This window comes from Kosakonia sp. S57 (genome assembly GCF_016516575.1).
GTDB classification, from domain to species: Bacteria; Pseudomonadota; Gammaproteobacteria; order Enterobacterales; family Enterobacteriaceae; genus Kosakonia; species Kosakonia cowanii.
Genome location: NZ_JACVUL010000010.1, coordinates 54,761 through 67,813, shown reverse-complemented (window position 1 = coordinate 67,813; position 13,053 = coordinate 54,761). Strand labels below are relative to the sequence as shown.

The 13,053-nt window shown below is 57.8% G+C and carries 13 protein-coding genes; 3 read left to right on the top strand and 10 right to left on the bottom strand.

The features are described from left to right. Positions 1–215: 215 nt before the first annotated feature. The gene (locus tag IAE48_RS24230) at positions 216–344 is read right to left on the bottom strand and encodes a hypothetical protein (protein WP_255411413.1); all 129 of its coding nucleotides are present in this window, start codon (positions 342–344) and stop codon (positions 216–218) included. A gap of 250 nt (positions 345–594) precedes the next feature. On the opposite strand from IAE48_RS24230, the gene IAE48_RS11765 reads away from it, so the two are divergent. After that, the gene (locus IAE48_RS11765) at positions 595–1,137 is read left to right on the top strand and encodes a chorismate mutase (RefSeq protein ID WP_200134494.1); all 543 of its coding nucleotides are present in this window, start codon (positions 595–597) and stop codon (positions 1,135–1,137) included. A gap of 66 nt (positions 1,138–1,203) precedes the next feature. Here IAE48_RS11765 and ssb1 read toward each other — a convergent pair whose 3' ends face one another. Beyond that, positions 1,204–1,737: a single-stranded DNA-binding protein SSB1 gene (ssb1, locus tag IAE48_RS11760; protein WP_054804260.1), complete on the bottom strand. Its 534-nt coding sequence runs from the start codon at positions 1,735–1,737 to the stop codon at positions 1,204–1,206. Positions 1,738–1,993: 256 nt separating this feature from the next. On the opposite strand from ssb1, the gene uvrA reads away from it, so the two are divergent. Beyond that, positions 1,994–4,819, top strand: a complete 2,826-nt coding sequence (uvrA, locus tag IAE48_RS11755; RefSeq protein WP_042712659.1) for an excinuclease ABC subunit UvrA — start codon at positions 1,994–1,996, stop codon at positions 4,817–4,819. Here uvrA and IAE48_RS11750 read toward each other — a convergent pair whose 3' ends face one another. The 8 genes from IAE48_RS11750 to dnaB all read right to left on the bottom strand — a co-directional run bounded on the left by IAE48_RS11750 (position 4,820) and on the right by dnaB (position 12,004). Next, positions 4,820–5,173 (bottom strand): MmcQ/YjbR family DNA-binding protein, encoded by a 354-nt coding sequence (locus IAE48_RS11750; RefSeq protein ID WP_042712657.1) that lies wholly within the window; start codon positions 5,171–5,173, stop codon positions 4,820–4,822. A 3-nt stretch (positions 5,174–5,176) separates the two neighbouring features. Then, positions 5,177–5,593: a secondary thiamine-phosphate synthase enzyme YjbQ gene (locus IAE48_RS11745; protein ID WP_023478512.1), complete on the bottom strand. Its 417-nt coding sequence runs from the start codon at positions 5,591–5,593 to the stop codon at positions 5,177–5,179. Between the two features lie 98 nt (positions 5,594–5,691). After that, positions 5,692–6,402, bottom strand: coding sequence for an acid phosphatase AphA (gene aphA / locus IAE48_RS11740; protein ID WP_042712656.1), 711 nt, complete (start codon positions 6,400–6,402; stop codon positions 5,692–5,694). Positions 6,403–6,576: 174 nt separating this feature from the next. Further along, complete coding sequence (tyrB, locus tag IAE48_RS11735) at positions 6,577–7,770, bottom strand: aromatic amino acid transaminase (protein WP_200134493.1); 1,194 nt, start codon at positions 7,768–7,770, stop codon at positions 6,577–6,579. A 95-nt stretch (positions 7,771–7,865) separates the two neighbouring features. Next, positions 7,866–8,870 carry an AAA family ATPase gene (locus IAE48_RS11730; RefSeq protein WP_200134492.1) on the bottom strand — a complete coding sequence of 335 codons (1,005 nt, stop codon included), beginning with the start codon at positions 8,868–8,870 and terminating at the stop codon, positions 7,866–7,868. Beyond that, complete coding sequence (gene pnuC / locus IAE48_RS11725) at positions 8,867–9,424, bottom strand: nicotinamide riboside transporter PnuC (RefSeq protein ID WP_192869609.1); 558 nt, start codon at positions 9,422–9,424, stop codon at positions 8,867–8,869. The genes IAE48_RS11730 and pnuC overlap by 4 nt, the downstream gene beginning before the upstream one ends. Before the next feature lie 12 nt (positions 9,425–9,436). After that, positions 9,437–10,516, bottom strand: coding sequence for an alanine racemase (alr, locus tag IAE48_RS11720; protein ID WP_200134491.1), 1,080 nt, complete (start codon positions 10,514–10,516; stop codon positions 9,437–9,439). A gap of 81 nt (positions 10,517–10,597) precedes the next feature. Next, the gene (gene dnaB, locus IAE48_RS11715; RefSeq protein WP_023478500.1) at positions 10,598–12,004 is read right to left on the bottom strand and encodes a replicative DNA helicase; all 1,407 of its coding nucleotides are present in this window, start codon (positions 12,002–12,004) and stop codon (positions 10,598–10,600) included. A gap of 61 nt (positions 12,005–12,065) precedes the next feature. On the opposite strand from dnaB, the gene IAE48_RS11710 reads away from it, so the two are divergent. Next, the gene (locus IAE48_RS11710) at positions 12,066–13,049 is read left to right on the top strand and encodes a quinone oxidoreductase (protein ID WP_200134490.1); all 984 of its coding nucleotides are present in this window, start codon (positions 12,066–12,068) and stop codon (positions 13,047–13,049) included. Positions 13,050–13,053: the final 4 nt, after the last annotated feature.

Below are 13,053 nucleotides of genomic sequence, written 5' to 3'. Positions count from 1 at the left end.
ATATGAGCCCTGCAGCCCGAATGCTGAATATCGGATGCAAAGTACAAACAATGAAAATCATATTAAAGGCTACCAGGATAATTTCATTATTTAAGTGACAGGAAGATTCTGCTCTTTATTTAGCGGATTTTATTGTGATAAAGAACCTTCTGAATAAGTTAGTCAGCCAGGGTGCGAGATAAACAGATTTCCTGTTTCGTGCAGCTGTTTATTTATCAGAATATCGCGCGCAGCAGTGCGCGCAGAAAAGTGCGGGTTTCCATTGCCAGATCGCTGTGTGAAAGGCTGAGGAAAAGCATCAGCAACAGAGTGATGATAACGATAAGCGTGACCCGGGTTTTCATCGCGATTTGCCTCCTGCTTGCCGGAAAAGGGTGGCCGCTTCAGCGTGCGCTATTTCAGGCACTTGCACCAGCGGACATTGTTAACGGTGTAATAAAACGAAACGGTAATTTCATTTCGTGATTACAAGTTTTTAATATAATCACGCCGCCACACGATGCGAGGGGATCCTCTGCCTGACACGGTGGTTTAACAGGAAGCGCGCACTGCTACTTGAGATACACGCCCATCTATCGACTTCGGAGAGTGATTATGGACTACAAGTTTTACTCCGCCGTGGTGATGCTCGCCACGCTCAGCTTTTCCGCCGCCGCGGCTGTCACGGCCGATGCCTCACTCGGCAAACTAATTAATGAGCGGCTGTCATGGATGAAAGACGTTGCAGGCGCTAAAGCACAGCAGCACCAGGCAATAGAAGATTTGGCTCAGGAGCAGAAAGTGCTGGCGCGCGCCGTTATCGACGCCGAGGCGCTGGGGCTGAACGGTGAGAGCGTGAAGCCCTTTATTCAGGCGCAAATGGATGCCGCTAAAGCGATTCAGTACCGCTACCGTGCCGACTGGCTGGCGACACCGGAGACAAACTGGCAGCCCCGTCCACTGGATGAGGTGCGAAAACAGATCAGCGAGCTGAGCGATAGTATTCTGCGCAAAGTGGCGGAGCGCCTGAAAGCCAGCGGCAAGCTGACCGAAGCCGATAAAGAGGAGTTTATGCGCACGGTGCAGCAGCACAACTTAACCGGACAGGATAAAGCGCATATGTGGCGGGCGATTAAATTGATTTCGCTGAAAGGGTAAAAACAGAAGACCCCGCCGGGGCGGGGTCTTCTCGTTCATATTACGACGCCAGAGAAAGGCGCTAAATCAGAACGGGATATCGTCGTCGAAATCCATCGGCGGTTCGTTGTTAGACGGTGCCGGGGCAGACTGCTGCTGCGGACGAGACTGCGCGCCGCCGCTGAACTGGTTGTTGTTGCCCTGCGGCTGCTGAGGCTGACCCCAACCGCCCTGCTGCTGACCGCCACCTGCCGGTGCACCGCCGCCGCCCTGGCGACCGCCCAGCATCTGCATGGTGCCACCAACGTTCACCACCACTTCGGTCGTGTACTTTTCCTGGCCGGACTGATCGGTCCATTTGCGGGTGCGCAGCTGGCCTTCGATATAGACCTGAGAACCTTTACGCAGATACTCACCAGCAACTTCCGCCAGCTTGCCGAACAGCACAACGCGGTGCCACTCGGTCTGCTCTTTCATCTCGCCAGTCGCCTTGTCACGCCACGATTCGGACGTAGCCAGCGTAATGTTGGCAACTGCGCCACCACTCGGCATATAGCGTACTTCCGGGTCCTGGCCCAGATTACCGACGAGAATAACCTTGTTTACGCCTCTGCTGGCCATGATCGTGTCTCCTGAAATCGTTTCGTAGTAGTGTAAACGCGCGAGTGTACCATTTCCACGTAGCATTTTGATAGCTGCGAAGCAGGTTCCAGACATCGTCCGCGAAGTGCGTATTTTACACACTTACGCGGAAGTTGCATTCCTATACTGTATATTCATTCAGGTTAATTTGTGTCATAATTAGCCGTTTGTGATCGCCGGTTGTCCTTCAAACACACCGGGCATTACGTGTTCCACCGGGTAAAAGGTGAATGGATTGGATAAGATAGAAGTTCGGGGCGCGCGCACCCATAATCTCAAAAACATCAACCTCGTCATCCCTCGCGACAAACTGATTGTTGTCACCGGGCTGTCGGGTTCGGGCAAATCCTCGCTGGCTTTCGATACGCTCTATGCAGAAGGGCAGCGTCGCTACGTCGAATCGCTCTCTGCGTATGCCCGCCAGTTCCTGTCGTTGATGGAAAAACCGGACGTTGACCACATTGAAGGTCTCTCGCCTGCCATCTCTATTGAACAGAAGTCGACATCGCATAACCCGCGTTCCACCGTCGGCACCATAACCGAAATTCACGACTACCTGCGCCTGCTCTATGCACGCGTTGGCGAGCCGCGCTGCCCGGATCACGGCGTGCCGCTGGCGGCGCAAACCGTCAGCCAGATGGTGGATAACGTGCTGTCGCAGCCGGAAGGCAAACGCCTGATGCTGCTGGCACCGGTGATCAAAGAGCGTAAAGGCGAGCACACCAAAACCCTCGAAAACCTGGCAGGCCAGGGCTATATCCGCGCCCGTATCGACGGCGAAGTGTGCGATCTCTCCGATCCGCCGAGCCTCGAACTGCAAAAGAAACACACCATTGAAGTGGTGATTGACCGCTTCAAAGTGCGCGACGATCTGACGCAGCGCCTGGCGGAATCCTTTGAAACCGCGCTGGAGCTTTCGGGCGGTACGGCCATCGTTGCCGATATGGACGATCCTAAAGCCGAAGAGCTGCTCTTCTCGGCGAACTTCGCCTGCCCGATTTGCGGCTACAGCATGCGCGAACTGGAGCCGCGTCTCTTCTCGTTCAATAACCCGGCGGGCGCCTGCCCGACCTGCGACGGTCTTGGCGTTCAGCAATATTTTGACCCTGACCGCGTGATCCAGAACCCGGAGCTGTCGCTGGCTGGCGGCGCTATCCGCGGCTGGGATCGCCGTAACTTCTACTATTTCCAGATGCTGAAGTCGCTCTCAGAGCACTACAAATTCGACGTCGAAGCGCCGTGGGAAAGCCTCAGCGCCAATGTGCAGAAAGTGATTCTGGCAGGTTCCGGCAAAGAGTCGATTGAGTTCAAATATATGAACGATCGCGGCGACACCTCCGTGCGCCGCCATCCGTTTGAAGGCGTGCTGCACAATATGGAGCGCCGCTACAAAGAGACCGAATCGAGCGCGGTGCGCGAAGAGCTGGCGAAATTTATCAGCAACCGCCCTTGCGCCACCTGCGAAGGGACGCGTCTGCGTCGCGAAGCGCGCCATGTTTATGTTGAAGATACGCCGCTGCCGACCATCTCCGATATGAGCATCGGTCATGCGATGGACTTCTTCACCAATCTCAAACTTTCCGGTCAGCGTGCAAAAATCGCTGAAAAAGTGCTCAAAGAGATTGGCGATCGTCTGAAATTCCTCGTTAACGTCGGCCTGAACTACCTGACGCTTTCCCGCTCGGCAGAGACTCTCTCCGGCGGTGAAGCGCAGCGTATTCGTCTGGCCAGCCAGATTGGCGCAGGCCTGGTCGGCGTCATGTACGTGCTGGATGAGCCTTCTATCGGCCTGCACCAGCGCGATAACGAACGTCTGCTTGGCACTCTTGTGCATCTGCGTAACCTCGGTAACACGGTGATTGTGGTTGAGCATGACGAAGATGCTATCCGCGCAGCGGATCACGTGATCGATATCGGCCCGGGTGCCGGCGTGCACGGCGGCCAGGTGGTCGCGGAAGGCCCGCTGGAAGCGATAATGGCGGTGCCGGAATCGCTGACCGGCCAGTTCATGAGCGGCAAACGCAAAATTGAAGTGCCGAAAGAGCGTGTGAAAGCCGATCCGCAGCGCGTGCTGAAGCTGAGCGGCGCACGCGGCAACAACCTGAAGGATGTGACGCTGACGCTGCCGGTCGGCCTGTTCACCTGTATCACCGGCGTTTCCGGCTCCGGTAAGTCAACGCTGATTAACGATACGCTCTTCCCGCTCGCTCAGCGCCAGCTTAACGGCGCGACGATTGCCGAGCCTGCGCCTTACCGCGATATTCAGGGGCTGGAGCACTTCGACAAAGTGATCGATATCGACCAGAGCCCGATTGGCCGTACACCGCGCTCTAACCCGGCGACCTACACCGGCGTCTTTACGCCCGTGCGCGAACTTTTCGCCGGCGTGCCGGAGTCGCGTTCACGCGGCTATACGCCGGGGCGCTTCAGCTTTAACGTGCGCGGCGGGCGCTGTGAAGCGTGCCAGGGCGATGGCGTGATCAAAGTCGAAATGCACTTCCTGCCGGATATCTACGTGCCGTGCGACCAGTGCAAAGGCAAGCGCTATAACCGCGAAACGCTGGAAATTAAATACAAGGGCAAGACCATCCACGAAGTGCTGGATATGACCATTGAAGAAGCGCGTGAGTTCTTCGACGCGGTTCCGGCGCTGGCGCGTAAGCTACAAACGCTGATGGATGTCGGCCTGACCTATATTCGTCTCGGCCAGTCGGCCACCACCCTTTCCGGTGGTGAAGCCCAGCGCGTGAAACTGGCGCGCGAGCTGTCGAAACGCGGCACCGGGCAGACGCTCTATATCCTTGATGAGCCGACCACCGGTCTGCACTTCGCCGATATTCAGCAGTTACTTGAGGTGCTGCATCAGCTGCGCGATCAGGGCAACACCATCGTGGTGATTGAGCACAACCTCGACGTGGTGAAAACCGCAGACTGGATTGTCGACCTTGGGCCGGAAGGCGGCAGCGGCGGCGGCGAGATCCTCGTCTCCGGCACGCCGGAAACCGTCGCCGAATGCGAAGCATCGCACACGGCACGGTTCCTGAAACCGCTGCTCAGCTAGTCAGACGGAGAGCTGTTGCCGGATCCCCTCCGGCACCAGCTCCATCGCCTGCTGATACGAGGCGTCGACCAGGTAGTAGATTTGCGAATCTGGCAGGGTGCCGTCCAGATAGACCGTGCTCCAGTGCGCTTTATTCAGATGGCGGCTGGGGCGCACATCGCTGTGCTGCTCGCGCAGCAGCTCCGCCAGCGCCGGGCTGGTTTTCAGTGAGACCGCCGGGCGGTCCTCAATCTCTTTCACCATCGCAAACAGCACGTCGGCGACCTTAATCTGCGTCGCTTTCCAGTCGCTGTGCACGCTCTGCTCCGCGCCAGGCTTGGCCATGCAATATTGCAGTAACTCCGAAATTGTCATCGTTTATTCCCCTTGTAGTGTCGCGATAATCCGCCGCGAACCGCCGTGGATGCGATGCTCTCCCAGCCAGATCCCCTGCCATGTCCCCAGCAATACGCGTCCATTTTGCACGGGCAGCATCAGCGACACGCCAAGCGTCGATGATTTGATATGCGCAGGCATATCATCCGGCCCTTCATAATCATGCTCATAGGGCGCGTTGTCCGGCACAGCACGTAAAAAGTGGCGCTCCATATCCTGGCGCACCGTGGGATCGCAATTTTCATTTAGGGTGAGAGAAGCGGACGTGTGCTGAAGCAGCAGGTGCAGCAAACCGGTTTTCACGCTCTTAAGCGCAGTAATCTGCCCGAGCACCTCATCAGTGATCAGGTGAAAGCCGCGCGATTTCTGGCTAAGCGTAAGCGTCTGTTGATGCCACATAAACTGCTCCTTATCGAAAATGAACCTCTGTAAGTGTGCAGCATGTGGCCAAAAGGGGAAACCCGACGCCCTTTTTTTCTCTAAAAAAGGGCGATCGATTAATAGTCGGAGTCGACAATCACCTCTTCACCAAACGCACCGGCCTGCGGCAGCGGTTGGTAGGTTGAGTTCGCGGCGCGCAGCACGCGGATCGGGCGCGCTTCGCTTTCGCGCGCGGCTGTGATGTCACCGTCAGAGTCGCCGTAGTAGATGCGGATTTTTTTATCTTTCAGCCACTGCACCTTGTTGTTCTGGCCCGGCTGATCGCCGGCAAAAATTACCGGGTTCATATTGGCAGCGGGAATATGAAAATCATCCTGCAGGGTTTTGCTCACCGTCTCGGTTTTGGTCTGGCTACGGCCGGTGATAAAGAAAATGGTATCGCCACGTTTAACGTGCATGGCGATCAGCTGACGCGCGACCTCTTTGGGAATGCTGAACTCATCCCAGCCGTTATTCATCTTTTCCCAGAACTCCGGGTTGTGCAGATAGGCATCGCTATCCGGAGACCAGGTTTTCTTGCCGCGCCAGAAGCCGGGGCTGGAGAAGAGCACGGTATCGTCGATATCAAACCCCACCGCCATCGGCGGGCGTTCAACCAGAGAGCTTTCGATTTGCGCCACGGAAACCCAGTGTACCGCCGCCTGCTCAGAGAGTTTTGCAACGTTAGTGCCCGTTGAAACCGGCGTCGGCGCCGAGGCGTAAACCGCCGCGCTGCTAAAGGCCGCCCACAGGCAAAGCGCGCCGAGCGCGTGTCTGAACTTTTGCATAATTTTCCCTGCTTCTTAATGCTTTAGTTTTTATAAATGAGGTGAATAGTCTTAAACCTGAGTGACCATAACCGCAGGGCGAAGTGAAACAAAGTCTTTTCTGGAAAATCCGCCAGCATTGGTGGGTCACCCTCTGCCGGTTTGCAGAGGGTGAAGAGAGAAGTAAGTGAATACTTACATCACTGCCGCGAAGGCCTGCGCCACGCGGTGAACGTTGCGGTTGTTAAGCCCGGCGACGCAGATACGGCCGCTGGAAACGAGGTAGATACCAAACTCTTCGCGCAGACGATCCACCTGCGCAGCACTTAGGCCGGTATAACTAAACATGCCGCGCTGCTTGAGCAGATAAGTGAAATCCCCTGTCGGCATCGCCGCGTTCAGCGCATCAACCAGCGTCTGGCGCATCGCCTGAATGCGGGTGCGCATCGCTTCCACTTCTGCCAGCCACGACGCTTTTAGCCCGGCATCGTTCAGCACGGTTGCCACCAGCTGCGCGCCGAAGTTCGGCGGGCTGGAGTAGTTGCGACGCACCGTCGCTTTTAACTGCCCGAGCACGCGCCCGGCGGCATCGGCATCTTCACATACAACCGAGAGCCCGCCGACACGTTCACCGTAGAGGGAGAAGATTTTTGAGAAGGAGTTGCTGACCAGTGCAGGCAGCCCGGCGTGGGCGATCGCGCGGATCGCATAGGCATCCTCTTCCATCCCTGCGCCGAAGCCCTGATAGGCGATATCGAGGAACGGGATCAGCGTGCGGGCTTTCAGCACCTCAACCACCTCATCCCACTGCGCAGGCGTTAAGTCGGCACCGGTCGGGTTATGGCAGCACGGATGCAGCAGAACAATGCTCTGCTCAGGCAAACTGTTTAATTTTTCGAGGAATGCCGCGAAACGCACGCCGTTGGTTTCGTTGTCATACCACGGGTAGGTAGAGACCTCGAAGCCTGCGCCTTCAAAAATTGCAATGTGGTTTTCCCAGGTCGGATCGCTGACCCAGACGCCGGAGTTGGGGAAGTAACGTTTCAGAAAATCTGCGCCGACTTTCAGCGCGCCGGAGCCGCCGAGCGTCTGGATGGTGGCGACACGCTGCTGCTCAAGAACCACATGCCCGGCACCAAACAGTAGCGGCGCGATGGCGTGGCGGTAGCTGTTAAGCCCTTCCATCGGCAGATAGAGCGACGCGCCATGCGGCTGCGCGTTGAGGCGCGCTTCGGCTTCCGCCACCGCCTGCAAACGTGGAATTGTGCTCTCTTCGTCGTAATAGAGCCCGATGCTGAGGTTAACTTTGTCGCTGCGGGGATCCTCTTTGAACCGCTCCATCAATGAGAGGATCGGGTCGCCGGCATAGGCGTCAACTTTCTGAAACACGCGTGTATTCTCCAGGTTTACAGTGGGCGAAACACCACAATAAACCGGAAGCCGGACAAGGTCGAGGGGGCAGTAAAGCGGAAACGAAATAAGGATTAACAGCCCAGCACTGCGCGCACTTGTGCGATGCGCTCAGCCACCGACCCGCTGACGCGAATAAACGGCACGCCGCGCTCGGTCAACTGTTCGAGATACCAGGCCTGCTGGCGCTGGCGGAAGGTTTCATCCTGGCGGGTGCCATCCTGCACAAACGGGAAATCATCCTCGCACAACACCACCAGCTGATAGTGCCGCTCCGCCAATGCGTAGAGCGCCGCTGGCGCTTTGCCAAACATTGTCAGCGTATAAAAGAGCGTGGTCAGCGGCGAGGTATCGCATACCAGCCAGCGCACCGCAGGCGTGCTCTCTTCCCGTTGCACCTGGGTTTGTGCAATCGCCAGCATATCGTCATACACCAGCTCGCCGCCCTGCTGCTCCCAGCGCTCGCGACCATACTCCGCCACATACGCCGTTCCCAGCGCCTCTGCCAGCGCGGCGCTGAGGGTGCTTTTGCCCGTCGATTCGCCGCCGAGCAGGCAGATGCGCTGAACAAAATCGTGATAGACGGGCGCGGCCAGCATCTGCCGCCAGCGGTGGACATCGCTGCGGATCAGCGTCCCGGATGGCGCATCCTCACCCTGCCCGCGCGTTAGCCGCACATGCCTCACCGGGCGGGAAAAACGTTCGCTCAACACGCGGGCGAAGCCGTCGCCGTACGCTTCTGCCGTGAAGACCGCATCAGGCTGGCAGCCCAGCACCTGCAAACAGATATCCGCAACATAGTGACGATGCAGATCGCCATCAGCGTCGTTATGCGGTAACGGGCCTAAACCCAGCGCCGCCACGCGCGCCGGTGTCAAAACGAGGATCTCACACTGCGGAAACCGCGCCCGCAGCCAGCGCTCGCGCTTCTCCGGCTCGCAGCCGGGCAGTTCTGGCACGGAGTAGCTGATGAGCCACAGGCGTTCGCACTGCGCCAGCGCGGTGTTGATTAACCGTTCATGACCACAGTGCAGCGGCGCGAATTTGCCGACAATCAGCCCGCTGGCGAAGGGTTTCATGGCTTAACCAGCGCCTTGCGCCACTGGTAAAGCCCGTGCCAGGCATTACACCAGAAGATCAGGTAAAGCCCGGCGGTCAGCCACAGATCGCGCGCGGCATAGAGCGGCACGGCGATAGTGTTGACCAGCAGCCAGAAGTACCAGCTCTCCAGCCGCCTCCCCATCAGCATAAACTGCGCAAGGATGCTGAAGACCATGATCGCCGAATCCAGCCACGGCGACCAGGCGTTGGTAAAACGGTGCAGCAGCCAGGCATAGCCGCCCGCGACAATCAGCGCGCCCACCAGCAGGAAAGCAATATGTGGCAGCGGCGTTTTGCGCACCGCCAGTTGCTGACCGTGATTGCCCTTCAGCCAGTTGATCCACCCGGCAATACTGCTGACGATAAAGAAGAGTTGCAGGGTGACATCCGCGTAAAGCTGCACAGAGTAGAAGACCCAGCCGTAGAGCACGCAGCCGATAATGCCCGTCCACCACGTATGCACATTGTTGCGCGCGGCAAGCCACACAGAGAGGGCGTAAGCCAGGCAGGCGGCGATTTCCATCGGCGACACGGGGCGTTCCTTTTAGTCGACATAGATAAGGGTCGCCCTTGAGGTCAGGCGGGTAATAAGTTCGTAAGCACTCACATTTGTTGCCTGTGCAATGCGCTCGACGGGTAAACCTTCCCCCCACAGCACCACGCGATCGCCGGGTTTATCCTGCGCTTCTGGCCCCAGATCGACGCAAATCATATCCATTGCCACGCGCCCAACAATCGGCACTTCGCGCCCGTTGACCAGCACCGGTGTGCCGGAAGGAGCGGCGCGCGGGTAGCCATCGCCATAGCCCATCGCCACCACCCCTAAACGGGTATCGCGCGCGCTCTGCCAGGTGCCGCCATAGCCGACCGGTTCACCCGCCGCATGCTGGCGCACGGCAATCAGCTGCGAAGTCAGCGTCATTACCGGCTGAAAGCCAAAATCGCTGCCCCACGGTTTATGGTCGAGCGGCGAAACGCCGTAAAGAATAATGCCGGGGCGCACCCAGTCGAAGTGGGATTGCGGCCACAGCAGCGTGCCGCCCGAAGCGGCAATCGAGCGCATGCCCGGCTTGCCTTCGGTAAAGGTGGTAAAGAGATCAAGCTGGCGCTCGGTCGCGCCGCAGTCGGGCTCATCAGCGCGGGCAAAGTGGCTGACGATGTTCACCGGCTGACGCACATTTTTGCACTGGCTGAGGCGGGCGTAGAAGGCCTCCGCTTCGTGCGGGTGTACGCCAAGGCGATGCATACCGGTGTCGAGCTTCATCCAGACATCCACCGGCGCGCTCAGGGTGGCGGCTTCCAGGGCTTCAAGCTGTTCGACGCTGTGGATCACCGTATGCAACTGATGCTCAGCCACCAACGTTAAATCGCTGGCGGCAAAGAAGCCTTCGAGTAACAGAATCGGTTGAGTAATGCCCCCTGCGCGCAGTTGCAGGGCCTCTTCAAGACGGGAGACGCCGAAAGCATCGGCATCGGGGAGCGTTCGCGCGGTCTCGAGAAGACCGTGTCCATAAGCGTTCGCTTTCACGACCGCAACCAGTCGGCTGGCGGGAGCCAGTTCGCGCAGGCGTTGCAGATTGTGTCGCAGAGCGCGGCGGTTAACTACTACGGTTGCCGCTTGCATGTTTTTCCTCAAAAACAATTTTGTCGATCGTTCGTGGGCAGGTGCGTTGAAGGCACCTGCGGCGCGAAGAGTAACGAAACGTTATTCGTCGTCGTATTGTGGCCCGGCATAGTTATCGAAGCGTGACCACTGCCCATTGAATGTCAGACGTACCGTACCGATAGGGCCGTTACGCTGCTTACCAATAATGATTTCAGCGATGCCTTTTAAGTCGCTGTTTTCGTGATAAACCTCATCACGGTAGATAAACATGATTAAGTCGGCATCCTGTTCGATAGAGCCCGATTCACGCAGGTCGGAGTTGACCGGACGCTTATCGGCGCGCTGCTCCAGCGAGCGGTTAAGCTGCGACAGCGCCACCACCGGCACCTGCAACTCTTTCGCCAGCGCTTTCAGCGAGCGGGAGATCTCGGCAATTTCCAGCGTACGGTTATCCGACAGCGACGGCACGCGCATCAGCTGGAGGTAGTCGATCATAATCAGGCCAATGCCACCATGCTCGCGGGCGATACGCCGCGCACGAGAGCGCACTTCCGTCGGCGTCAGGCCGGAGGAGTCATCGATATAGATATTACGTTTTTCCAGCAGAATGCCCATCGTGCCGGAGATGCGCGCCCAGTCCTCATCATCGAGCTGCCCAGTACGAATGCGGGTCTGATCGACGCGCGACAGCGACGCGAGTGAACGCATCATAATCTGCTCGGAGGGCATCTCAAGGCTGAAGATAAGCACCGGCTTATCCTGCAACATCGCCGCATTTTCGACGAGGTTCATCGCAAACGTCGTTTTACCCATCGAGGGACGCGCCGCGACAATAATCAGATCCGACGGCTGCAAACCGGCGGTCTTCTTGTTCAGATCGTCATAGCCGGTGTTTACGCCGGTCACGCCATCATGAGGCTGCTGGAACAGCAGCTCGATACGCGCCACCGTCGCCTCAAGCACATCGGCGATGTTCTTCGGCCCTTCATCTTTATTGGCGCGGCTTTCGGCGATTTTAAATACGCGGGACTCGGCCAGATCGAGCAGATCCTCACTGCTGCGGCCCTGCGGATCGAAACCGGCATTGGCAATCTCATTCGCCACCGCGATCATTTCGCGCACTACCGCACGTTCACGCACGATATCGGCGTAAGCACTGATGTTCGCCGCACTTGGCGTATTTTTGGACAGTTCAGCGAGATAAGCGAAGCCGCCGACGATATCGAGCTGGCCCTGTTGCTCCAGCGATTCGGCAAGGGTAATCAGGTCGATGGGTTTGCCCATCTCCTGCAGGCGGTGCATTTCCGTAAAGATATGGCGATGCTGGCGAGTATAAAAATCCTCGGAGACGACGCGTTCGGCAACGTCGTCCCAGCGCTCATTATCCAGCATTAAACCGCCCAACACCGACTGCTCCGCTTCGATCGAATGCGGAGGCACTTTCATCCCCTCAAGCTTGTGGTCGCGGGGCTCAGTCTGTTTGTTGAAGGGTTTATTTCCTGCCATAGTGAATGGAGTTATCCGGGTAATGAATGGGTTGAGAGATTATCACAGATCAGGAGGAAGCATGGCGACAAGAATCGAGTTTCAACAGCACGGCGGCCCTGAAGTCTTAAAGGCTGTGGAGTTTACGCCCGTCGATCCGGCAGAAAATGAGGTGCAGGTCGAAAACAAAGCTATTGGCATTAACTATATCGACACCTACATCCGCAGCGGTCTCTATCCGCCGCCGGGCTTGCCAAGCGGGCTGGGAACCGAAGCCGCCGGCGTGGTCAGTAAAGTGGGTTCTGGCGTCACGGATGTGAAAGTTGGCGACCGCGTGGTCTACGCCCAATCGGGACTTGGCGCATACAGCTCCGTGCACAATGTGCCTGCCGATAAAGTCGCCGTCCTGCCCAACGCCATCTCCTTTGAACAAGCCGCCGCCTCCTTCCTCAAAGGGTTGACCGTCTTCTATCTGCTGCGCAAAACCTATGAAGTGAAGCCCAATGAGATGTTCCTGTTTCACGCTGCGGCGGGCGGCGTTGGCCTGATCGCCTGCCAGTGGGCAAAAGCGCTCGGCGCGAAACTGATTGGCACCGTTGGCTCGGCGCAAAAAGCGCAGCGCGCTCAGCAGGCGGGCGCCTGGCAGGTGATCAACTACAGCGAAGAGAGCGTGGTTGAGCGGGTAAAAGAGCTGACCGGCGGTAAAAAAGTGAGCGTCGTATACGATTCCGTTGGTAAAGACACCTGGGAAACCTCCCTCGACTGCCTGCGCCGCCGCGGCCTGATGGTCAGCTTCGGCAACTCCTCCGGGCCGGTGACCGGCGTCAATCTGGGCATTCTCAACCAGAAGGGATCGCTCTACGCCACCCGCCCTTCGCTGAACGGTTACATCACCACGCGCGACGAGTTGCAGGAAGCGAGCAATGAACTCTTCTCGCTGATCGCCAGTGGCGTCATCAAAGTGGAAGTGGCTGAGAGCCAGAAGTTTACGCTCGCCGATGCGCAGCGCGCCCATGAAGCGCTGGAGAGCCGGGCCACCCAGGGATCGAGCCTGCTGATTCCGTAAGTGA